Annotated in this window: 18 protein-coding genes; 2 read left to right on the top strand and 16 right to left on the bottom strand. The window is 43.5% G+C overall.

Features of this window, described 5'->3' with window-relative positions:
* Window positions 1–144: 144 nt before the first annotated feature.
* The 3 genes from ASU00_RS02240 to ASU00_RS02230 form a co-directional block, all read right to left on the bottom strand.
* On the bottom strand, window positions 145–867 hold the full coding sequence (locus ASU00_RS02240; protein ID WP_057911800.1) for an amino acid ABC transporter ATP-binding protein: 723 nt from the start codon (window positions 865–867) through the stop codon (window positions 145–147).
* Complete coding sequence (locus ASU00_RS02235; protein ID WP_057911846.1) at window positions 860–1,519, bottom strand: amino acid ABC transporter permease; 660 nt, start codon at window positions 1,517–1,519, stop codon at window positions 860–862. Before ASU00_RS02235 ends, ASU00_RS02240 begins: the two co-directional genes overlap by 8 nt.
* A gap of 126 nt (window positions 1,520–1,645) precedes the next feature.
* The gene (locus tag ASU00_RS02230) at window positions 1,646–2,449 is read right to left on the bottom strand and encodes a transporter substrate-binding domain-containing protein (RefSeq protein WP_201786261.1); all 804 of its coding nucleotides are present in this window, start codon (window positions 2,447–2,449) and stop codon (window positions 1,646–1,648) included.
* 685 nt (window positions 2,450–3,134) lie between these two features.
* Between ASU00_RS02230 and ASU00_RS02225 the strand changes: the two genes are divergently transcribed.
* Window positions 3,135–3,671 carry a hypothetical protein gene (locus ASU00_RS02225; RefSeq protein ID WP_057911798.1) on the top strand — a complete coding sequence of 179 codons (537 nt, stop codon included), beginning with the start codon at window positions 3,135–3,137 and terminating at the stop codon, window positions 3,669–3,671.
* A gap of 221 nt (window positions 3,672–3,892) precedes the next feature.
* On the opposite strand, the gene ASU00_RS02220 is transcribed toward ASU00_RS02225, so the two are convergent.
* The 10 genes from ASU00_RS02220 to ASU00_RS02175 form a co-directional block, all read right to left on the bottom strand.
* Window positions 3,893–4,330 carry a BrxA/BrxB family bacilliredoxin gene (locus ASU00_RS02220; protein ID WP_057911797.1) on the bottom strand — a complete coding sequence of 146 codons (438 nt, stop codon included), beginning with the start codon at window positions 4,328–4,330 and terminating at the stop codon, window positions 3,893–3,895.
* 212 nt (window positions 4,331–4,542) lie between these two features.
* Entirely contained in the window at window positions 4,543–5,664 is a 1,122-nt protein-coding gene (meaB, locus tag ASU00_RS02215; protein WP_057911796.1) for a methylmalonyl Co-A mutase-associated GTPase MeaB, read from the bottom strand.
* Window positions 5,664–7,856 (bottom strand): methylmalonyl-CoA mutase, encoded by a 2,193-nt coding sequence (gene scpA / locus ASU00_RS02210; protein WP_057911795.1) that lies wholly within the window; start codon window positions 7,854–7,856, stop codon window positions 5,664–5,666. Before scpA ends, meaB begins: the two co-directional genes overlap by 1 nt.
* A 1-nt stretch (window position 7,857) precedes the next feature.
* Window positions 7,858–9,756, bottom strand: coding sequence for a methylmalonyl-CoA mutase family protein (locus ASU00_RS02205; protein WP_082630114.1), 1,899 nt, complete (start codon window positions 9,754–9,756; stop codon window positions 7,858–7,860).
* A 275-nt stretch (window positions 9,757–10,031) separates the two neighbouring features.
* Window positions 10,032–11,327 (bottom strand): dihydrolipoamide acetyltransferase family protein, encoded by a 1,296-nt coding sequence (locus tag ASU00_RS02200; protein ID WP_057911794.1) that lies wholly within the window; start codon window positions 11,325–11,327, stop codon window positions 10,032–10,034.
* Window positions 11,328–11,353: 26 nt separating this feature from the next.
* Window positions 11,354–12,337 carry an alpha-ketoacid dehydrogenase subunit beta gene (locus tag ASU00_RS02195; RefSeq protein WP_057911793.1) on the bottom strand — a complete coding sequence of 328 codons (984 nt, stop codon included), beginning with the start codon at window positions 12,335–12,337 and terminating at the stop codon, window positions 11,354–11,356.
* Window positions 12,338–12,349: 12 nt separating this feature from the next.
* Window positions 12,350–13,345 (bottom strand): thiamine pyrophosphate-dependent dehydrogenase E1 component subunit alpha, encoded by a 996-nt coding sequence (locus ASU00_RS02190; protein WP_057911792.1) that lies wholly within the window; start codon window positions 13,343–13,345, stop codon window positions 12,350–12,352.
* 24 nt (window positions 13,346–13,369) lie between these two features.
* Entirely contained in the window at window positions 13,370–14,791 is a 1,422-nt protein-coding gene (gene lpdA, locus ASU00_RS02185) for a dihydrolipoyl dehydrogenase (protein WP_057911791.1), read from the bottom strand.
* Between the two features lie 110 nt (window positions 14,792–14,901).
* Window positions 14,902–15,999, bottom strand: coding sequence for a branched-chain amino acid dehydrogenase (gene bcd / locus ASU00_RS02180; RefSeq protein WP_057911790.1), 1,098 nt, complete (start codon window positions 15,997–15,999; stop codon window positions 14,902–14,904).
* Between the two features lie 403 nt (window positions 16,000–16,402).
* The gene (locus tag ASU00_RS02175; RefSeq protein WP_057911789.1) at window positions 16,403–18,460 is read right to left on the bottom strand and encodes a sigma-54 interaction domain-containing protein; all 2,058 of its coding nucleotides are present in this window, start codon (window positions 18,458–18,460) and stop codon (window positions 16,403–16,405) included.
* Window positions 18,461–18,660: 200 nt separating this feature from the next.
* On the opposite strand from ASU00_RS02175, the gene ASU00_RS02170 reads away from it, so the two are divergent.
* Window positions 18,661–18,897: a DUF2627 domain-containing protein gene (locus ASU00_RS02170; protein ID WP_057911788.1), complete on the top strand. Its 237-nt coding sequence runs from the start codon at window positions 18,661–18,663 to the stop codon at window positions 18,895–18,897.
* A gap of 44 nt (window positions 18,898–18,941) precedes the next feature.
* On the opposite strand, the gene ASU00_RS02165 is transcribed toward ASU00_RS02170, so the two are convergent.
* The 3 genes from ASU00_RS02165 to spo0A form a co-directional block, all read right to left on the bottom strand.
* A complete protein-coding gene (locus tag ASU00_RS02165) occupies window positions 18,942–19,676 on the bottom strand; it encodes a glycerophosphodiester phosphodiesterase (protein WP_057911787.1) in 735 nt (244 codons plus the stop codon).
* A gap of 90 nt (window positions 19,677–19,766) precedes the next feature.
* Window positions 19,767–21,344, bottom strand: a complete 1,578-nt coding sequence (locus tag ASU00_RS02160; RefSeq protein ID WP_057911786.1) for a DUF342 domain-containing protein — start codon at window positions 21,342–21,344, stop codon at window positions 19,767–19,769.
* Between the two features lie 337 nt (window positions 21,345–21,681).
* Window positions 21,682–22,053, bottom strand: a 372-nt coding sequence (gene spo0A, locus ASU00_RS25965) for a sporulation transcription factor Spo0A (RefSeq protein WP_236712563.1), incomplete at its 5' end; no start/stop codon positions are given.

Genomic DNA, 22,053 nt, shown 5'->3' with positions numbered 1-22,053 from the left:
GATTACAAAAATTTTCACAGTCCTTTGACGATGAAATTTCCGATTTTTCAAAATAGATTCCTTCAAGAATATGTTATAGGAATAAAATAAAAAAAGGCAACCTAAATGTTACCTTTTTTCATGATTATATACTATTTGCTCCGCTTATAAAACTTTTTCCAAGAAGTCTTTTGCCCGCTGGCTTTTCGGATTGGAAAAGAATTCGGTCGGGGCACTTTCCTCGACGAGCAAGCCCTCGTCCAAGAACAGGACACGATCGGCCACTTCTTTGGCAAATCCCATTTCATGCGTTACGATCAGCATGGTCATCCCCGTATGTGCCAATGACTTCATCACCTCGAGAACTTCCTTCACCATCTCGGGATCAAGTGCCGAGGTCGGCTCATCGAAAAGCATCACTTCCGGATTCATGGCCAATGCCCGTGCAATGGCAACCCTTTGTTTTTGTCCCCCTGATAGGCGATTCGGATAAGACGATTCTTTATCGGACAAGCCGACTTTGGTCAGAAGCTCACGTGCTTGCCTTACTGCCTCGGCCTTTGATAATTTTTTCACCTTCATCGGTGCATATGTCAAATTTTCGAGTACGGTTTTATGCGGGAATAAATGAAAATGTTGAAATACCATACCGACATTTTGGCGCACCTTCATGATATTCGTCTTTTTTTCGGTGATCAATTGATCTTTAAACCAGATTTGACCATCCGTTGGGGTCTCCAGCATATTGATGCAGCGCAAGAATGTTGATTTTCCTGAACCGGATGGGCCGATAATGGCGAGCACTTCTCCCTGGGCAATCTCGGTGCTGATTCCTTTCAGAACCTCGAGCTTACCATAATTTTTTTTGAGTTCGTCAATTTTAATCACTGCGTCTCATTCTCCTTTCAATCACTTTGCCTAAGATGGTAAGAATCATGACCATCACATAATAAATGAGACCGGCAAACAAAATCGGTTCGAAGAATTTATAGGTCTCACCGCCGACAATATAAGAACGGCGCATGATATCCCCTAATCCAATGATCGTAACGACGGCCGATTCCTTCGTTAAGGAAATCAGTTCGTTCACAAGGGATGGCAGGATATTCTTGATGGCTTGCGGAAGGATAATATTGAGCATCATCCCTGAATAAGGAACCCCTAGTGCCAGTGCAGCCTCACGCTGCCCTTTATCGACAGCTAAAATGCCTCCCCTGATGATTTCAGAAATGTATGCGGCAGAATTCAAGCCGAATGCTAAAAATGCTGCTTCGAATGCTTCGATTTGAATTCCTAGTATTTGTGGTGAACCAAAATAGATTAACATCAATTGCAGCACTAAAGGTGTACCGCGGAAAATGGATGTATAAAAGTCCGCAATCCAATTCAATGGCTTAATTCTACTGATTTTAAGTATAGATAATAGTATTCCCAAAACAAAACCGATCACAGCCGCAACCGCCACAACCTTTAAAGTAATCGGGATTCCCTCCAAAATATAGGGAAGGGAGGGCATAATCCTATCAAATTCCAGATTCACTTCATTCATCCTCTCTAAAAGAAGGCCTCCATGACCTTACTTGCTTCATTATTAGCGACAATAAAGCGCGGAAAAACGTCCAGAAGGCATACGATATCACTTCTGAACGCTTTTCCTCTGTCTGCATTATTCAGTTTCGCTGCCACCGAACCATTTTACGATCAATTTTTCCATTTCACCATTTTCTTTCATTTTCTTCAATTCGGCATTGAATTGATCCGTTAGTTTACTTCCTTTTTGGAATGCGATTGCCGAACCGGCTTCTTCTTCGCCAGAATCGACTAAATAGCCTACCAAATCTTTATTGTCTTTTAAATACCCTTTTGCGACAGTATCCTCCATGATGATGGCGTCAAAACGTCCTGTGGACATTTCTTGAACAACCTCTGGAATCCGATTCCGCTTTTCGACTTTCATCCCAAGATCATTAGCTTTATTCAAGTCTGTCGCCAATGTCTCCTGAATGGAAGCTAGCTGTACGCCTACCGTTTTTCCTTTTAAATCATCAACCGATTTGATTTTACTATCCTGTGTCGTAATGATCATGTTTTTAGCCGTATAATAAATATCACTGAAGTCAACCGATTGCTCACGTTTTTCTGTAGGAGTCATCCCGGAGATAACAAAATCGATTGATTTGTTTTCAAGCGCAGGTACGAGACTATTAAAATCAATATCCTTCACTTGGACCTCATATCCTAATTTTTTCCCGATTGCTTTAGCGATATCAATGTCAAATCCTTTTATTTCATCACTTTTAGATGTTTCAACATATTCAAACGGCGGATAGTCCGCAGATGTTCCCATTACCAAGACCTTTTTGTCTCCATTTCCAGTTGTGTTCTTCTCTTCTTTCCCCGATGTTCCGCATGCCGCTAAAATTCCAACCAGGAAAACGGTAGCAAGCAACAACGCTAACTGCTTTTTCAATTTCATCATTATTCCTCCAAAATGATATTTTCAATTCTTTTGTTAGTAAATTTGATTGTAGTTAAAATATCAATTAATTTAAATAACTAATATTCATGCACTATTGTGTATTTTAACACACTCTGATAATTATTCAATAACGCAAATAATAGATTTATTTTTCAGAATATTAATACAATTACACTTCTGGGTTTCTCTCTTTTCCTCCAAAGGGAATATACCGGCTTCCTTTTCTATCTTTTTTCCTAAATGCTCGTAACTTATGCAAATTCATAAATAAAAAAAACGCACATGGGCGGTTTTCAGGCTGTAAACAAACTCGAAGAAAAGCCAGTTTACATACGGTTTTTTCCAGTTGATTTCAGAAATCCGCGCCCTTTCTCCGACTGTCGCCAAGCCTTATCAAAACAAGCGCCTGTGGGATCTAGGTTAGCCAGCTATTAGGCAGGAGCGTCGCAAATCGTTAAATATACATTGAGCCCTTAATGGCTAGTATTCATAAGACTGTATCTTTGATTACCACGTAATTGTCGAAGAAGGTTATTGGTATAACCGTTATATCTTTGGTCATAAACCATTGTTATTATTAGTCACTTATATAATGAGAATGCATTTATATAACTTATTTTCTTGACTCCAACATATACTTTTACTGTTAAAGATGATTGTTTAGGGAGGTATTGTAATGAATAATGATTATCAACAGTATGTAAATAAAATTATGAATTCTTGGGAAAAGGAACAAAAAGAAGGAGCCATAAAAATCATAAAAAAATATGGCCATCCCCAAGAAGCAATACCAAGTAGATTAATCTGGTATAATAACGGACCCTGGAAACGTACAACTTTGTACCGAGATTCGGTGCCACATAATTTTCCTGCCAATCATGAAGACTTTCTTGAACAAACCGTTGATTATAGAACTCCAATAGACGTATTTGAAAAAATTGCCCGTTTTGATGGGAGTTGTTATCCTGATAGAACAAAGGGAGAAGTTAGTGTTATTTGTGATACAGAGGAGGCGAACTTTTTGTTTGTAAACCTGTTTCACGATATCGTGACTGGAAAACGTACTGAAGAAGAAGCAAAATTTTTCGCCGCTAAAACAGAAGAAGATTACTTATTTAATAATATTTCATCGCCATATTTAGAGAAAATATTATTCCCTCCTCAACGTTTTACAAATGACCCTGGTATCCAGTACTTTGATAAAAAAACGTAAATATCGGTGCGATAATTCAACAGAAAAGTCAAAAAGCCTGTTAAAGCCATAGTAAGTAATATGGTCAGCTTATATGTATACCTTAAACAACCTTTAATTAATTTGTATGTTAAATATTTAATAGAGGATTAAAAAAAGGAGTAAGGATTATCTTACTAACCATCCTTACTCCAACATTTAATATGTGATTACGATTAAGCGTTTTTTAGCTAGTCTATGACTTACACTTCTTCGCAATATTGATCGAAGTAGTCTTGTAATTTTTCAACAACTGACATCGGGTGATGACCTTCAATTTCATGACGTTCTATCATCGTGATGATCTTTCCATCCTTAAGCAAGGCGAATGATGGAGAGGATGGCGGATACCCTTCGAAATAATTCCGTGCCTTCTCCGTTGCCGCTTTGTCTTGGCCTGCAAAAACCGTTACAAGCTGATTTGGGCGTTTGTCGTTATGGATTGCATGAGCCGCTGCCGGTCTTGCTATTCCTCCGGCGCAACCGCAGACGGAGTTGATCATGACAAGCGTCGATCCTTTTTGGGCAAAAACTTCTTCTACTTCCTCGGGAGTCGTCAATTCTGTATATCCAGCAGTCTTGATCTCATCGCGAGCCTGCTTGACCACATCGTTCATCAAAAAATTAAAATCCATATTCATCGTATGTGCCCCTTCCAAGTTTTCTCTTCAACCCTATCATATCAATTGCCACATCTTGATTCAATAAATTTACCTGCTATTTTCTACTAAAGCTTTTGACGAACAAGTTTAAAACGAAATCGAAGTGGGAAACATATGTGTAACAACAAGAAAGCTTCACTTCATACAAAAGGAGGAGGTATGCATAAGATACATGCGTACCCCTCCTTTTTTCACTTAAGTTTGTCCATAAAAGCTTGAAATGCCTGCTTAACGGCAGCGGTGACCGTTTTATTACCAGACATCACCTCGTTCTCAAGGATAGGGAGCAGCTCCTTGATGGCTTCATTTTTATAGAACATTCTTTTAAGCTGATGATCCATTAATGAATAAAGCCATTCCTTAGCTTGCATTCTTCTCCGTTCCTGGAAAACACCAGATTTTTTTGTCGTATCGGAAAAATCCGTCAAGACCTCCCAAAGCTCAGGAATTCCTTTTCCGGTTATGCTAGAACATGTATAGGCTTTCCCTGCCCACCCTTTCGTCGCTGGCTGGAGAAAGTGCAGTATCCTGCTATATTCCGACTTCGTTCTAATCGCAAGCGGGATATTATCACCATCCGCTTTGTTGACCACAATCCCATCGACAAGTTCCATGATCCCTTTTTTCATTCCTTGTAATTCATCGCCGGCGCCCGTCAGGACAAGGAGCATGAAGAAATCCACCATGCTGCGAACGAGAGCTTCACTCTGACCGACACCGACCGTTTCAATAAGGATAACATCAAATCCTGCCGCTTCACAAAGCAGCATCGTTTCCCTTGTTTTACGATGAACGCCTCCTAAAGTACCTTCTGAAGGTGAGGGTCTGATGAAGGCGCGGGGATTTCTCGCCAATTCCTCCATCCTCGTCTTATCACCAAGTATACTCCCCCCGTTAATGGAAGAGCTCGGATCGACGGCAAGGACGGCAACCTTATGGCCCCTGTCACATAAATAGGTTCCGAACGTCTCGATGAACGTGCTTTTCCCGGCACCGGGCACCCCGGAAATTCCGATTCGAATCGACCGCCCTGTATCGGGAAGGACGGAATGCAGCAACTCCTGTGCAAAATCAAAATGATGGGCAGCGTTGCTTTCAATCAGTGTAATACCTTTAGCAAGACTTGCCCTGTCTCCCGTTATGATTCCTTTTTTCAGTGCTTGGATTGGTATGGTTCGATCATGCTTTTTGACGAATTTGCTTGTTGATGGTTTGTTAAGGCTTGCTTTTAACTCCACGCCTGGTTTTAATGTAGATGCAAAACCCTCCTGATTGTCGGGATCGAACCATTCCGGTTTTTTGTAATCACTCATTATTCGGTCACTTCTTCATATCCGAGACGGCTATATATTTCGAAAAGCACCTTTTTCGCTGCCTGGGGAATGACCGTTCCAGGTCCGAAAATGGCTGAGGCACCATTTTCCATTAAGTACTCGTAATCTTGTGCGGGAATGACGCCGCCAACAATCACGATGATGTCTTCGCGTCCCAATTTCTTCAGTTCCGACATAAGCTGCGGCAACAATGTTTTATGTCCGGCAGCAAGTGAGCTCATGCCAACTACGTGTACATCATTTTCGACAGCCTGCAAGGCCGTTTCTTCCGGTGTTTGGAATAATGGACCGATATCGACATCATAGCCCAAATCTGCAAACCCCGTCCCCACCACCTTAGCTCCGCGATCATGGCCGTCCTGGCCCATTTTGGCCATAAGCAAACGTGGTCTTCTTCCTTCGTTTTCAAGAAATTCCTCCGTCATGCGGACAACTTCTCCAATCTCTGCTTCTCTTGAGTATGCAGCGCTATAAACGCCGCTTATGGAACGGATCGTCGCTTTGTGGCGGCCAGCAACTTCTTCGATCGCATCCGAGATTTCACCTAACGAGGCCCTCACTCTAGCAGCCTGCACAGCCAATTCAAGCAGATTCCCTTCACCAGTTCCGGCTGCTGCGGTTAATGCCTGAAGGGCTTCATCCACCTTTGCCTGATCACGTTTCCCTTTCAATTCTCGCAAACGTTTAAGCTGGCTTTCGCGAACGGCGGTATTGTCGATTTCCAGTATTTCAATCGGATCTTCTTTTTTCAAACGATATTTATTGACGCCGACAATCGTTTCATCTTGGGAATCGATTTTAGCCTGTCGCTTTGCGGCGGCTTCCTCGATTCGCATTTTAGGGAGTCCCGTTTCAATGGCCTTTGCCATCCCTCCAAGATCCTCGATTTCTTCGATGTGAGTCCAAGCACGTTCTATTAGTTCATTCGTGAGCGATTCTACATAGTATGATCCAGCCCACGGATCGATGACCTTGGTAATTCCCGTCTCCTCCTGCAAAAAAAGCTGTGTGTTACGGGCAATCCGCGCCGAAAAATCGGTAGGCAGCGCAATCGCCTCATCCAGAGCATTCGTATGCAAGGATTGTGTATGGCCAAGTGCAGCAGCATGTGCTTCGATCAACGTTCGTGAGACGTTGTTAAACGGATCCTGCTCGGAAAGGCTCCAGCCAGAGGTTTGGGAATGAGTCCTCAATGCCAGCGCTTTTTTGTTTGTCGGTTCGAATTGCTTCATCAGTTTTGCCCAAATGAACCGAGCGGCCCTCATTTTCGCCACTTCCATGAAGTAGTTCAGCCCTACAGCCCAGAAAAATGACAGCCGCGGCGCGAATTTATCGATAGCTATGCCTGCTTTCATGCCTGTACGAGCATATTCAAGGCCATCGGCCAACGTATAGGCAAGCTCGATATCCGCAGGGGCGCCAGCCTCTTGCAGATGATATCCCGAGATGGAGATGGAATTGAATTTAGGCATATATTTGGAAGTATATTCAAAAATGTCGGCGATGATTTTCATCGACATTTCGGGTGGGTAAATATACGTATTCCGAACCATATATTCCTTTAGGATATCATTCTGAATCGTGCCTGATAGTTTATCCTGTGTGACGCCTTGCTCCTCTGCTGTCACGATGTAAAAAGCCAGAATAGGTAAAACGGCACCGTTCATCGTCATAGACACAGACATCTGATCAAGCGGAATCCCGTCGAATAGGATTTTCATGTCCAGAATGGAATCAATCGCAACTCCCGCCTTCCCCACATCACCGACAACGCGTGGATGATCGGAGTCATAGCCACGGTGTGTGGCTAAATCAAAGGCAACGGATAGTCCCTTCTGCCCCATCGCCAGATTACGTCTGTAAAACGCATTGGATTCCTCTGCAGTCGAAAAACCTGCATATTGACGGACCGTCCATGGACGGTTGACGTACATCGAGGGATAAGGCCCTCTTGTAAATGGGGCGATGCCAGGCATACTTTCCATATGCTCCAAATCCTGATTATCTGCTTTTGCATAAAGCGGTTTAACCTTTATTTGTTCATTCGTTTCAAACAATAAATCTTCAATATTTTCTCCAACGGCTTTTTCGGCTTCTTCTTTCCATGCTTCAACCGTTCCTTTTCTTTCAGCCCTGATTGGGTTTATCGTTGAAAAATTCGGTTTTTTCATTTCAGTTCACCCCTAGCTCATGCAATAATTCCTCTATAACGGCAATAGCATTCGTTTTAACATGAATGAAATCTTTGACACCAGCTTCGCTTAGCATGCTTTCCAAATCCTTTTGCTGCTTGCCGGCGAGATAAATATGGATATCGGGGAACTTAATCTTAATCTCACTAATGACGGCTACCGCTAATTCCAGGTAATCAGCATCGCTGCCGCAAACACAATAGATAGCAAGATTGGTTGCAGTCACGTATTCGATTGCATCTTCAACAGTTTGACAGCCATCACTTTCAAGTGTTTCGATACCTCCTGCTGCAGCCAGCCCTTTTGTGAAGTCGGCACGAGGTTTATAGGATTTGATGTCTTTTAAATTAATCAAGCCGATCTTCGGTGACGCTCCGGTATTTGCTTTGTGTTTTTCACTGCGCAGTCTAATCCGTTCAAACTGAACAGACACTCGACCCAAGGCAATTGGCGTAATTCCAATGGCCTTCTCAACCTTCATATATGACTCGCGGTCAGCTTGTGCAGGAGCCTTAATCCGATCTGCTGGATTCGGATATACATTCGTCCCGATGATGCTCTCTTTCCTATAAGCTGCATTTTGAATTCTTTCTTGAAATACCTCAGCTATTTCCTTCTGGAGGGATCCTTGCTTGATCAGGTTCAATATGCCGCCTGCTTCGTCGATTTCAAGGAATTTCAGCCAAGCTTTATCAGCCAATTCATCCGTTAATTGCTCAACATACCAAGAACCGCCTGCAGGATCGACGACGTTCGTTATATTCGTTTCTTCTTTTAAAATCAAGTGTATGTTACGGGCGATTCTTTCCGAAAAATCATCCGTTCCGCCACTTGCATGATTGAATGGATGAATTTGAAGATAGTCGATGCCACCAATCGCGGCTGCGAAAGCTTGGTTGGCGGTCCTAAGGATGTTGACATGTTCATCATATAACGTTTCCGTCAATTCGGACGTAACGGCATGTATCGACATTTTAAAATGCTCCGCATCTGTTTCGAAAGCTTCAGCAAGACAGGCCCAAAGCCGCCTCACTGCCCTTAGCTTAGCGATGGTCATGAAATAATTGGAGTCCACGGCAAAGGAGAAAACGATTTTTTCGGCAAGGGAAGCGATAGGGACGCCTTGTTTTTGCCCTTCCAATAAATATTGGACCGCAACCGATAATCCGTACGAGATTTCTTGCACGGCATTCGCTCCGCCATTATGGTATACAGCCGTATCGATCAGGACGGTTTTTACATCCTGACCTACCTTTTGATACTCTTCAATCGTCTTCAACCATTCCGCGAAGTACTCATCCGTATTTTCCGGCAACTGGCCCACAATGAGCCACTGTGCGATCGGATCTTCTGCAAGAACGCCTGTCAATGGTGTATGTTGTGATTCACTGGCAGCTTTGAATTGTGGGAGGAACCTTTTTTGTCCTCCCTTTAGATCGATGAAAACTGGTATGTTCTTTAATGGGATATTATTGATCAAGTGTTCAAGCCTTGCTCCTTCGGCTAGCAATCGAGCCGGGAATGCGACAACATTTTGGCCGCGTTTGAACGCTGCCAGCATTTTTTCATTTACCTCTTTTGCCGTGATACCGCCTACAGGCTGGACAACTAGCCAAGGTTTTTCGTAATAACCCATTGGAGAGGTCCCACGCGTGTAAGGAAAGAATCCTGGTAATTCCGCTTTTTTTGCTCTTGAATCAAATGTTTCCGTATAGAGCGGATCAAGGGTGATGCCTTCATATGTATCCGTTTTCAATTGATCGATCGTTTTACCTCTTAAAGTGACTTCGACGGCTTCTTTCCACTCTTCTAAAGAAGGCAACGGAAAGGTAATGTTTTTTACATCTTTAAGCTCCACTTGTAATCGCTTTCTTATCATGGTTCAAACGCAAACGTCCCATCCTTTTTTATGGAGAACGAACGCTCAGTCAGGTTAGATAAGAAAACCACCCTCCCATCCATATGATTTGGTTTATACTAACATTCTATCATAATTTTCTTGAAATTTAAGGTAATGGAACTTTTTTCACCTGCCCTGTATTAGAACAGTCCTCTCTAAAATAATAGCAAAAATACCATATTTGTCGATGTTTTTCTAAGGAAACAGGCGGACAAAAAAAGGAAGGACCTATTCGGCCTTCCTTTTTCGTTCTTTTAGTAAATGGAGGTGTTGTCTTTGGACATGTTTTCGATGATTTCTTTGACCCTGGCAAGGAAATGGCCGCAAACGAGCCCGTCCAATACTCGGTGGTCAAGAGATAGACAGAGATTCACCATGTCGCGTACGGCAATCATGTCATTTATCACGACTGGACGTTTTACGATCGTTTCGACTTGTAAAATCGCCGCTTGTGGATAGTTAATGATTCCCATCGACTGCACGGAACCGAATGAACCTGTGTTGTTCACTGTGAACGTGCCGCCCTGCATATCCTCTGCTTTTAACTTGCCCGCCTTCACTTTCGATGCAAGCTCTTGTATCTCCCTGGCAATCCCTTTAATCGATTTTTCATCGGCATTTTTGATGACAGGTACAAATAAGGCATCTTCCGTTGCAACGGCAATCGAAATATTGATTTCTTTCTTTTGGATGATCTTATCGCCTGCCCACATTGAATTAAGCTGCGGGAATTCCGTTAGCGCTTGAGCGACCGCTTTTACAAAAAAGGCGAAGTACGTTAAATTATAGCCTTCTTTTTGTTTAAAGCCGGATTTAAGCTTATCACGCAGCTTTACCATATTGGTTGCGTCCACTTCCACCATCGTCCAAGCATGGGGAATTTCGTGCTTACTTTTTAACATATTGGAGGCGATTGCTTTACGCACGCCGGTAATGGCAATTTCCTTATCGCCAGTAGCAGTCGAAACAGGTGATACGGTGCCTTCTGCTGCTGAGGGCCGGGTCAGTGGAGGAGCTGTTTCTTCACGGGCCGCTTCCGTTATCAAAGCAGGCTCGTCCGCGCCAGGAATGGTGCCGGACTCTACAAGCTTAAGTAAATCCTTGCGGGTGATCCGCCCTTCACTTCCCGTTCCTTTCACTTTGGAAAGGTCGATTCCATGCTCCTGGGAAAGTTTCAACACGGCAGGTGAATAGCGAGCTTTCCTTGATTGGTCCGCTGCTTGCTTCACTTCTCCCGTATCAGGCGTTCCAGCTTGTTCCTCCGTTTGAGAAGCAGCTTGCCCTTGATGTTCGTTATCAGCCTTTGCCGATTCAACTTCGATCGAGCAAATGACTTCCCCGACTGCCAACGTTTGGTTCTCTTCCGCTTTCAATTCCTTGATGATGCCGGTAAAGGAAGAAGGAACCTCAGCATTTACTTTATCGGTCATCACCTCAGCCAGCGGGTCGTATTTCGTGACATGATCGCCAGGCTTTACAAGCCATTTACTGATGGTTCCCTCTGTGACACTTTCGCCTAATTGAGGCATCTTCATTAACTCCATAGCCATAAATCGTTCCTCCTTCTTAACAGTCATTAAAACTCTGCCAATTCCCTCATTGCTTTCTCCACTTTGTCTGGATTGACCATAAAGTGTTTTTCCATCGTAGGAGCATATGGCATGGCTGGCACATCAGGTCCAGCCAACCGTCTTACCGGGGCATCCAAATCAAACAGGCAATTCTCGGCAATGATGGCTGCTACCTCACTCATGATGCTTCCTTCCTTATTATCCTCGGTAACGAGAAGCACTTTCCCCGTTTTTGAGGCTGCTTCTATAATCGCTTCCTTGTCTAAAGGATAGACCGTTCGCAGGTCCAGAACGTGAGCGGAAATTCCATCTGCAGCTAATTTTTCTGCTGCCTGCAGGGCAAAATGCACGCAAAGCCCATAAGAGATGACCGTAATGTCTTCCCCTTCCCGCTTCACATCCGCCTTACCGATCGGCAGTACATAATCTTCAGTTGGCACCTCTCCCTTGATCAAGCGGTAGGCGCGTTTATGTTCGAAGAAAAGCACGGGATCTTCATCGCGAATGGCAGCTTTAAGTAATCCCTTGACATCATATGGAGTCGAAGGCATCACAATTTTCAATCCTGGCTGATTGGCAAAAATCGCTTCAACCGATTGTGAATGATACAGGGCCCCATGAATTCCTCCTCCATATGGTGCACGAATGACCATGGGACAGCTCCAATCATTATTGGAGCGATATCTAATTTTGGCAGCCTCTGAGACTATTTGGTTAATGGCAGGCATGATGAAATCGGCAAATTGCATTTCCGCTATTGGCCGAAGTCCGTACATGGCTGCTCCAATTCCAACCCCTGCAATGGCAGATTCAGCAAGCGGGGTATCAATGACCCTGTCTTCACCGAATTGGTCATATAAACCATTGGTAGCTTTGAAGACGCCACCTTTTTTCCCAACATCTTCTCCCAATACGAATACACGGGAATCCCGTTCCATCTCTTCCCTCATTGCCATCGTTACGGCATCTATATAAGAAATCACTGGCATTCTATAACCCCCTTACTTTTGTGCATACACATGGTTCATCGCACTTTCAGCCTTCGGATATGGAGCGTTTTCAGCATAATCAGTCGCTTCGTTGACTATCTTCATGACCTCATCATTCATTTGTTTTTCAGATTCATCATCCAGAATTCCCACTTCTTTTAAATACGCTCCGAATGTTTTGATCGAATCCTTTGTTTTTGCTTCCGCCACTTCGTCGGCAGTCCGGTAGCTCCTGTCATCATCATCACTTGAATGAGGCGTGAGCCGATATGAAACCGTTTCTACAAGGGTAGGGCCCTCTCCCCTCCGCGCACGGTCTGCCGCTTCTTTCACTGCTGCGTACACTTCCAATGGGTCATTGCCATCCACGGTTATCCCAGGCATGCCATAGCCGATTGCCCTGTCGGAAACATTTTCACACGATAGCTGTTTCGAAATGGGGACGGATATTGCATACTTATTATTCTCACACATGAAAATCACCGGCAGCTTATGTACCCCTGCGAAGTTGGCACCTTCATGAAAATCACCCTGATTGGATGAGCCTTCCCCGAACGTTACGAAGGTTACTAAATCCTTCCCTTCCATCTTCCCTGCAAGTGCAATCCCGACTGCATGCGGCACCTGAGTCGTAACAGGCGATGAACCAGTGACGATCCTGTTTTTCTTTTGACCAAAGTGTCCAGGCATCTGGCGGCCGCCGGAATTGGGATCTTCCTCTTTGGCAAAGCCTGATAGCATCAAGTCTTTTGCGGTCATTCCGAAGGTTAGCACCACACCGACATCCCGATAATATGGCAACACATAATCCTTTTGCCGATCAAGTGCAAACGCTGCCCCAACCTGCGCAGCTTCTTGCCCCTGGCAGGAAATCACGAAGGGGATTTTCCCGGACCGGTTCAATAGCCACATCCGCTCATCAACCCTTCGTGATAATAGCATTGTCCGGTACATATCTAGAACCGTTTCCTCATTTAAGCCTAATTGTTCATGACGTTTTTCTGCCATCATAAAACCTCCTGACCTTATTGTTTACGAATGAATGGCTAGTCCATCAACAGCAAGCGCTGCCTCGCCGATTGCTTCGGAAAGACTCGGATGCGGATGAATGGTCTTTGCTATCTCCCAAGGCGTCGCATCAAGCACACTGGCAAGTCCTGCTTCTGAAATCATATCCGTAACATGTGGTCCGATCATATGAACCCCCAGGATATCATCCGTTTTCTTGTCTGCAATGATTTTGACAAAGCCATCCGCTTCTCCGAAAACAAGCGCCTTCCCAACTGCCCGGAATGGGAATTTGCCAATCTTAAGCTCGAACCCCTCTTGCTTCGCCTGTTCTTCGGTCAAACCGACGCTGGCGGCTTCAGGACTTGAATATATACATTTTGAAATAAGTGAATAATTCAATCGTTCCGGTTTTTTCCCAGCCATATGCTCGACAGCTGTAATCCCTTCGTGGGAAGCAACGTGAGCCAATTGCAAACCGCCGATACAGTCACCGATCGCATAGATATGCGTTTCCTTCGTTTGGAAGAACTCATTGGTTGCAATAAAGCCATTTTCTTTCATGATTTCGGTATTCTCAAGGCCGATTCCTTCTATATTTGCTGATCTGCCAACGGAAACGAGCATTTTTTCAGCCTCGAATTCCTGTGTCGTTCCCTTTACTTCCGCAGAAATGGATACTGAACCGTCCGTTTTTAAGGTTTCCGGCAAGACCTTGGCTCCTGTAACGAATTTGACGCCTCTTTTGCCGAGGAGACGCAGCATTTCACTTGAAACATCATGATCCTCGGTCGGGATGATTGTATCCGCATATTCCAGCACCGTCACTTCCACGCCAAAATCATTCAGCATTGAAGCCCATTCAATCCCGATCACTCCCCCGCCTACAATAATGATTGATTTTGGAAGGCTCTCAAGATTTAAAGCTTCATCTGACGTTAGCACCAAGTTCCCATCAATCTCTAAACCGGGAAGTGTCCTTGGACGCGAACCGGTAGCAATGATGATATTTTGCGGAATGAGCATTTCATTTTCACTGCCATTATTCATTTCCACGGAAATAGTCCCGGGCATCGGTGAAAAAATCGATGGACCAAGAATCCGGCCCAACCCTTCATAAACCGTTATCTTCCCTTGCTTCATCAAATGCTGGACACCCTTATAAAGTTGTTCGACCACTTTGTTTTTTCTATCCTGCACCTTTGAGAAATCCACCTTGACATCTCCGGTAACAATACCGAATTCCTCACCTTTAACGGCAGTCTGATAAACTTCCGCACTTCTTAATAGTGCTTTTGAAGGGATACAGCCTTTATGTAGACACGTTCCGCCGAGCTTTCCTTTTTCCACGACGGCCGTTTTCAAACCTAATTGAGCAGCCCTTATTGCTGCCACATACCCGCCTGTTCCTCCACCGAGGATAACGAGGTCAAATTCTTCAGCCAAAACCGCTCCTCCTCACGAATACATTCTATTGTTACCATTTTTACTATCATGATGAAGATTCCTGTGTTTAACTAAAAAAACACAGGAATTTATATCTTGTATAGCTACATTTATTTTCTTCCATTTAAGATATGTTTTTCATTTTGCAAGAATTGACTTCTTGAATTCCTCATGCGAGCAATGCGCTCCTCTGCCATTCTATCCGCTGCTTTATATGTTGGGATTTGATCACGTTTTGCAATCTCGATGACTCGTTCAATTGTATCATAAACCATTTCCACTTTCTTCATGGCTCTTTCCCGATTATACCCTAAAAGCTCATCGGCTACATTAATGACGCCACCTGCATTGATGACATAATCAGGCGCATAGATAATGCCTTTTTCATGGATTTGATCACCATGAACCGCATCCTTCAATTGATTATTGGCTGCGCCTGCAATGACCTTCGCCTTGATTTGATTGATGGTTTGATCATTTATGACGGCACCTAACGCACAAGGTGCATAGATATCACATTCGACTCCATAAATCTCATCAGGATTCACAGCAGTTGCGCCAAACGCTTCAACCGCACGGGCCACGCTTTCTTTATTGATATCCGTAACGATCAGCTTGGCGCCCTCCTCATGAAGGTGACGGCATAAGGTATAAGAAACATTCCCGACACCTTGAACGGCAACGACCTTGCCTTCTAATGAATCCGTTCCGAAAGCTTCTTTTGCAGCGGCTTTCATCCCGCGATATACTCCATAAGCCGTTACTGGGGAAGGGTTACCCGAAGAACCGAATGCAGGCGAAATTCCCGTGACGAAATCCGTTTCCTCATGAATGAGATCCATATCCTCAACCGTCGTCCCTACATCTTCAGCCGTTATATAACGTCCGTTCAATCCTTGGATATACCTTCCGAAGGCACGGAACATTTCTTCATTTTTATCCTTACGCGGATCGCCGATGATGACGGTTTTCCCTCCGCCTAAATTCAAGCCGGCAGCAGCGTTCTTATATGTCATTCCTTTTGAAAGCCTCAAGGCATCTTCTATCGCATCTTCCTCGGAAGCATACGTCCACATTCTTGTTCCACCCAGTGCAGGACCTAACGTCGTATCATGAATGGCAATGATCGCCTTCAAACCTGATTGTTTATCCTGACAGAATAGCAGTTGTTCGTAATCATACTTCTCAAGATATTTAAAAATTTCCATAAAGGAACCCTCCCTAGATGTTTTAATACGTGGCAGTTCAAGCAAGGATATACCTGTTCATCCTTACTGGTTATTGCGTTCAATCCGAATATAATTTGCTACTTACATGATATTTTCCCCATTTAAGAAAGTGCCCTTGAATAATTCATGTTTCGCATTGCTAATGTGCATTTCAACCTCTATCTTGCACCATAATAAACATGCAAATAACATGCCAATAAAAGGATATCAAAAGCCCGGTTCACAACAAAATGGAGATGCTCGTAGATAAGTTGACCCATTAAGCCTATACCAAATTCAAAAAAATTTCATGCGCGAAGTGAATTCTCGCCTAAATTAAAATAAATCAGAAAATTCCACGCAATATTTTGCACACCAAGCAATGTTTTGCACGCAATAATTTTCACAGTTGCAGTTTTTCCATTTTGTAATATAGATTTCTGACTGAGATCCCTAGCGCTTTTGCCGTAAGCGTTTTGTTTCCCTTAAAGGTATGTATCGCTTGCTCGATGATTTTCGTTTCATACTGGTCTATTATCTCCGAGAGCGTTTTACCTGATACGTAGGCAGAGGCCATCGTTGCCTCTTTATCCTGTGGCAATGATTTCGTTTCGATAAAATCGGGAATGTGCTGGATATCAATGAACGTCTCATTCAATTTCATGAAAATGATCGCCCGCCCTAAAATATTCTCCAGTTCCCTGACATTTCCCGGCCAGTCATAATTTTGCATCTTATGTATAGCAGCTGCACTGATTCCTTCTATGCTCCGTCCGTACTCCTGATTAATTTTGAGAATTAAATGTTCCGCCAGTTCCCGCAAATCTTCCTTTCGCTTTCGTAAAGGAGCAATGAATATCGGCATGCGGTTCAGCCTGAAATATAAGTCTTCCCTGAACGACCCGTTGGATATGGCTTTTTCAAGATTGATATTCGTAGCGGCAATGACCCTGACATTGATGGAAATCGGCTTTGTTCCGCCTACCCTGATGATTTCCCGTTCTTGAAGGACCCGAAGTAATTTAGCTTGAATGTTGGCTGGTAATTCACCGATCTCGTCCAAAAAAATACTTCCTTGATTCGCTTCTTCAAAAAAACCGACCTTTCCGCCTCTATTTGCCCCGGTAAAGGCTCCCTCCTCATACCCGAACAGTTCACTTTCAAGCAATGCTTCAGAGATTGCTGCACAGTTAACGCGAACGAATTTATTGAATTTCCTATCGCTCGCATTATGGATGGCGTGGGCAAATAGCTCCTTGCCTGTCCCTGATTCCCCCATCAACAAGACAGTCGCAGGTGTTGTTGCCGATAATTTCGCCTGTTCAACGGGAAGCTTCATCTCTCTAGAAGCCCCAATTATATCATCGAAGGAATATTTGGCCTGTAGCGTCCTGATAATTTGTCTTGCCCGGTTCAATTCATGAGTCAAGGCTTGAATTTCCGACACATCATGAATGACGCCCACACTTCCCTTCAAGTGTCCATCGACAATGATCGGAGCAACATTCACAATCACTTCCTTATGCTTTGGGCCCACTCGCATATTGACTCCCCGTACAGGCTTTTTTGTCTGCAGCACTTTCATATGCATGCTCTCGCCTTCGTAAATGTCAATCGAGGCCGGCTTTCCAATTACTTGGGATTTGGTTAAACCAGTGATTCTTGTATAGGCAGGATTGATCAAAAGACCCCTCCCTTGCTCATCAACGACTGAAATGGCTTCATCACTCGACTGTATGATCGCTTGAAGCATCGTCTGGATTTCTTTTAAATCCGTGATTTGCTCCGCCAAGTGTACGGCGTCCGTTTTATTCTTGAACATGGAAAAAGCACCTATGATTTCCTCATCGGCATTCACGAGTGGAATCCTTGTCGCAATGAGTTCCAATCCATTACTAAGGATAATCCGCTGATTAACTTCTTTACGGTTCGTTTCCATCACACGAATTAACCCCGTTGAAGGGACGATATCTTTAATATGCCTGCCCATCACATCTTTACGTTTAATGTTCGCTGCTCGTTCGGCGCTATCATTGAACATGACGATCATTCCGTCATGATCGATCACGACCATCCCTTCACTCGTCGAATTAAGGATTAAGTCCATTTTAGCCGAAGCGTTTTCCAATTTATTAATTAACCGATTTTTTTCTTCAAATAACATCGACATAATGTGGGCGACGCTTCCCGGAATGAGGATGGTATGATCTCCCATCTCGTTTTTGATTTCTTTATGGACAATGGGATCCCCTGTGGTATCGACGATGATGTCCAACAACTCGTTCAATCCCTTCCTCCAGCTAGTCACTGCAGGAATCCTTCGTTCTTTTGCAGCAAGCATCCCTTCAGCCCATTCATTCGTATCAGCCATACAAACGATCGAGAAAAAATCACTTTCAGAAAGGAGCTTCAACACGGTTGTCCCCCCGACTCCGCCTCCTACTATCATCACCTTCTGCATGAGCCATCTCCCTTCGGTTTATTACACCATGAAAAATCATCCCTGCAAATCCTTTCGTACTCCCCTCATTTTACCATATTGATATCATCTAAAAACAGGCCTCCTCCTTCCAGTCCTTTTCTGCTTTCCCGAAACTTGACAAATATTATATATCCTTTATCATTTTTTTAAGAAGGAATTATCGGAAGGGATTTGACCGCATGAAACGCTTAATCGCTTTTTTGATTCTTTTTATTCCCGGGGCCTTTGCCGCCTATGGCATAAAAATAATGAGGGACATGGTGTTCGGCATTTTACAGCCGCCCTATCCACAACTTTGGCTGCAATTTTTAATTGGTTTGATTATTACGATTGGCGGGATTGCCTTTATTGCAGGGTTCATCCTTCATCGGGACCGAAAACAAAATAAAGTCCAAAGCAGGTTCAATAAGTTTTAATCCGTAAAAAAAGGTGCCCTATTAGGATATGGCACCTTTTTCCTTCATTTCATTTGAAATCCTTTTCTAATCTCCACCGCTTTCTCTGGAAAGTCGGTGATGATGGCACTGCATCCCAATTGGAACAACCGCTTCATCTCGGCTGGCTTATTAATGGTATAAGGCCTTACAGGAAGGCCCATGCTCAAGCATGCTTGAATGATGATATCAGGGGCTGCACGGATATTCGGGTGGATTGCACTTCCGCCAATTGCCTTTGCATATACCCACGGCATATATAAGCCATCCCTATATAGCGGTGCCGTTTCCAGTTCAGGGGCCAATTGATGACAATTGACCAAGCTATAATGATTGAAGGAAGAAAGGATGATTCTTTCTTCCATCTTATAGGAACGGACGAGCTGGATGACTTTCTCTTCCAAGCCTGGATAAAGAAAAAGCGTGTTCTTCAATTCAATGTTGCACAACAAGTGATTATCGTTGAGCCATAACAATAATTCTTCAAGCGTCGGTATTTTTTCCTTCCCCCAATTACCTTTAAACCCGAAGGACGCATTGCAGGTTTTCAACTCGCGCAATGTCCGATCCTTCACATATCCCGAGGCATTCGTCGTTCTATCCAGTCTCTCGTCATGCATGATGATGACTTCCCCGTCTTTCGAGAGCTGGACATCGGTTTCAATTCCATCCGCGCCAACACGTGCCGCTTCGTTGAACGCGGTCATCGTATTTTCCGGATGTGTACCTGCCGAGCCTCGATGAGCAAAGATTAAGGTCATGTTGAACGCTCCCACCTCTCAAAAACCGTTATATCCCAATTTATGAAAAGCAAAGCAAAAATATTTTCATCAATCAGCATTCAGCGGAATTCAGTCAAAATGCAGATGATTATATTCTGCATAGAAGGTTCCTTTCGTCCTATCATTCAATTTCTTTTCCATGCTTTTGATTTGCAAGCGAGTTTCCGGATAGGCCACTTGACGAATCGTGATTTCCCCTTCTCCTTTTGAATCAAGCATATCCATGATCGATTTCCGCTTTCGGTCAAGTTGAGTAATGTCGGCCAATAATCTTTCCTGCTGCTTTTTAGTTTGGTCATATTGTAAATGGTCCACTTCATCCAATTTACCAAGAACCATATCATACACTTCAAGCTTGTCCTTAATCGACTCCAATTGCTTTATCTTTAGTTTATATAGGAGCAGGGTCTCGTTCAGTTCTTCCTTGATAAGAATACGGTTAAATCCTTTCACGGTAATGATCGTTTTCCGTTCCATACGGTTACCGATCACTGCCGCCCTCACCTTTCCTTGCGCTTCTACGACGCCGCCGATTAGCTTCCCCTTTTTTTCATCCGTGAAAATATTCTTCGCTTTAAGGAAACTGCCAAGTGAATAGGATCCGATATGTATATTCTCCCCTGCATGTAAGTGACATTCATTGGCATGTTTCACAAAAATGTTTCTTGCTGCCGAGACTCTTGATAAGCCTTTACCAAATATGCCTCCTTTAATGAATACGTCACCCTCCTTCGAGTTGATTTCTTCAACATTAGATACACCGAGCTCACTTAATATGGAAATATCCTTCGTAGCCGTCACGGAAAAATGATCCACGACGGTCCCCTTCACCGTTACGCTTCCATCAATATCGATATTCCCGGTTTCAATCCCAACATCACCGGCAATCGATAGGTGGGCGCCTACCGTAATTTTACCATCCCTCACTTCGACAACACCGTCAATCAATGCCCTTAGGACAGTCTTACCGTCTTCCTCGATTGCAGCGATCGTTTTTTGGTCATAAAGAAGTTTTTTATCTTTTCCTTTTCTAGGCAACGCAAGCTCTCCTGTAATTAACCGCCCCATTTCCCCAGATGAAGGCGGTATCCTTTCGCCCAGCCAATCGCCCCTCTTCACCTCATCAAGAAAGTTCATATCATAATAATCCGCTTTTCCATCTTCCTTGACCGTCGGTTTTCGTTCCGATCGTTCGAAGTAAGTGACAATGGCATCCTTGCCATGGACTGGTTCCTTTCCCATCGCAATGACTGTAAAATCTTTAATGGTCAGTTCGTTCTGCAAAACATCCATTAAGATTCCTTCTGAAATTTTTTCCTTATGCAGATTTTCAAGAATAGTGCCGACTATCGCTGAATAATTATCTTTAAGGTAGTATTCTGAACAATTAAGTTTGACCCGTGTGGACATTTTATCCTCGGCTATGTCCAGCTCCACGATCGGTTTTAGCCTCCCCACTGAAATTCTTTCTCCTATAGCTTCCGTAAGGGCTTGTTTTAAGTCTTTTACGTGCTCCAGCATCAATTGCGGGAACTCTAATAGGATCGAATTGAAGTTCAGTATCGAAAAACCCTTCATAAAAACGGTGATATATACCAATCCAAGCTCCGATTCTAAAATAAAGTGCTCATTTTTTTTAAGAATCATTTCCTTACCCCCTTATTGCCCGGTTATATATACCTATGATTATAATCTAAAAATTAAGACAAATACAAAAATATACATTTATCTAAACATTTATTTCCCCAAACAAAAACGCCTTTTATTTATTGGATTCTTTCTGCAAAATCCAATAAATAAAAGGCGTTTAATTTTTAGCCGGCCGAGTTAAAATTTGAAGTTGCCAAATAGTATGAATGACGAAGCAACTTCATTCTAGCTCTTACCACCAACATGAGGAATTCCTATTTATCTTTAACGGCTCTAGCCTTTATCTACTCAATGGGTAACACGCCAATCTTTGCTATAGGTTCCCCTATTCCTGTCAAGAAGCTTTATGTTCAAGACGGAGTTTATCGGCAACCATCGCGATGAATTCGGAATTCGTAGGTTTTGCCTTCGTCATGCTGACGGTATAGCCGAAAAGAGATGAAATGGATTCGATGTTGCCGCGGCTCCAGGCCACTTCAATTGCATGGCGGATGGCTCGCTCGACACGGCTGGCTGTTGTATTGTATTTTTTGGCGATATCCGGATACAAAACCTTTGTGATCGACCCCAACAGTTCAATATCGTTGTAGACCATGGATATAGCTTCCCTTAAATACAAATAGCCCTTAATATGTGCAGGCACACCAATCTCATGAATAATACTTGTAATGCTGGCATCGAGGTTCTTCGGCTTGGACTCATTTTG

Source organism: Peribacillus muralis, from assembly GCF_001439925.1.
GTDB classification, from domain to species: domain Bacteria; phylum Bacillota; class Bacilli; order Bacillales; family DSM-1321; genus Peribacillus; species Peribacillus muralis.
This window is presented reverse-complemented; position numbering and strand designations above follow the sequence as displayed.

What these genes read in the sequence shown, in the direction of transcription:
- ASU00_RS02225 (WP_057911798.1), top strand. Translation starts at nt 3,135, where the DNA reads ATGAATAATGATTATCAACAGTATGTAAATAAAATTATGAATTCTTGG.
- ASU00_RS02200 (WP_057911794.1), bottom strand. Translation starts at nt 11,327, where the DNA reads ATGGCTATGGAGTTAATGAAGATGCCTCAATTAGGCGAAAGTGTCACA.
- ASU00_RS02175 (WP_057911789.1), bottom strand. Translation starts at nt 18,460, where the DNA reads ATGCAGAAGGTGATGATAGTAGGAGGCGGAGTCGGGGGGACAACCGTG.
- ASU00_RS02190 (WP_057911792.1), bottom strand. Translation starts at nt 13,345, where the DNA reads ATGGCAGAAAAACGTCATGAACAATTAGGCTTAAATGAGGAAACGGTT.
- ASU00_RS02195 (WP_057911793.1), bottom strand. Translation starts at nt 12,337, where the DNA reads ATGCCAGTGATTTCTTATATAGATGCCGTAACGATGGCAATGAGGGAA.
- ASU00_RS02170 (WP_057911788.1), top strand. Translation starts at nt 18,661, where the DNA reads ATGAAACGCTTAATCGCTTTTTTGATTCTTTTTATTCCCGGGGCCTTT.
- ASU00_RS02205 (WP_082630114.1), bottom strand. Translation starts at nt 9,756, where the DNA reads ATGATAAGAAAGCGATTACAAGTGGAGCTTAAAGATGTAAAAAACATT.
- bcd (WP_057911790.1), bottom strand. Translation starts at nt 15,999, where the DNA reads ATGGAAATTTTTAAATATCTTGAGAAGTATGATTACGAACAACTGCTA.
- scpA (WP_057911795.1), bottom strand. Translation starts at nt 7,856, where the DNA reads ATGAAAAAACCGAATTTTTCAACGATAAACCCAATCAGGGCTGAAAGA.
- ASU00_RS02160 (WP_057911786.1), bottom strand. Translation starts at nt 21,344, where the DNA reads ATGATTCTTAAAAAAAATGAGCACTTTATTTTAGAATCGGAGCTTGGA.
- ASU00_RS02220 (WP_057911797.1), bottom strand. Translation starts at nt 4,330, where the DNA reads ATGAATATGGATTTTAATTTTTTGATGAACGATGTGGTCAAGCAGGCT.
- ASU00_RS02165 (WP_057911787.1), bottom strand. Translation starts at nt 19,676, where the DNA reads ATGACCTTAATCTTTGCTCATCGAGGCTCGGCAGGTACACATCCGGAA.
- meaB (WP_057911796.1), bottom strand. Translation starts at nt 5,664, where the DNA reads ATGAGTGATTACAAAAAACCGGAATGGTTCGATCCCGACAATCAGGAG.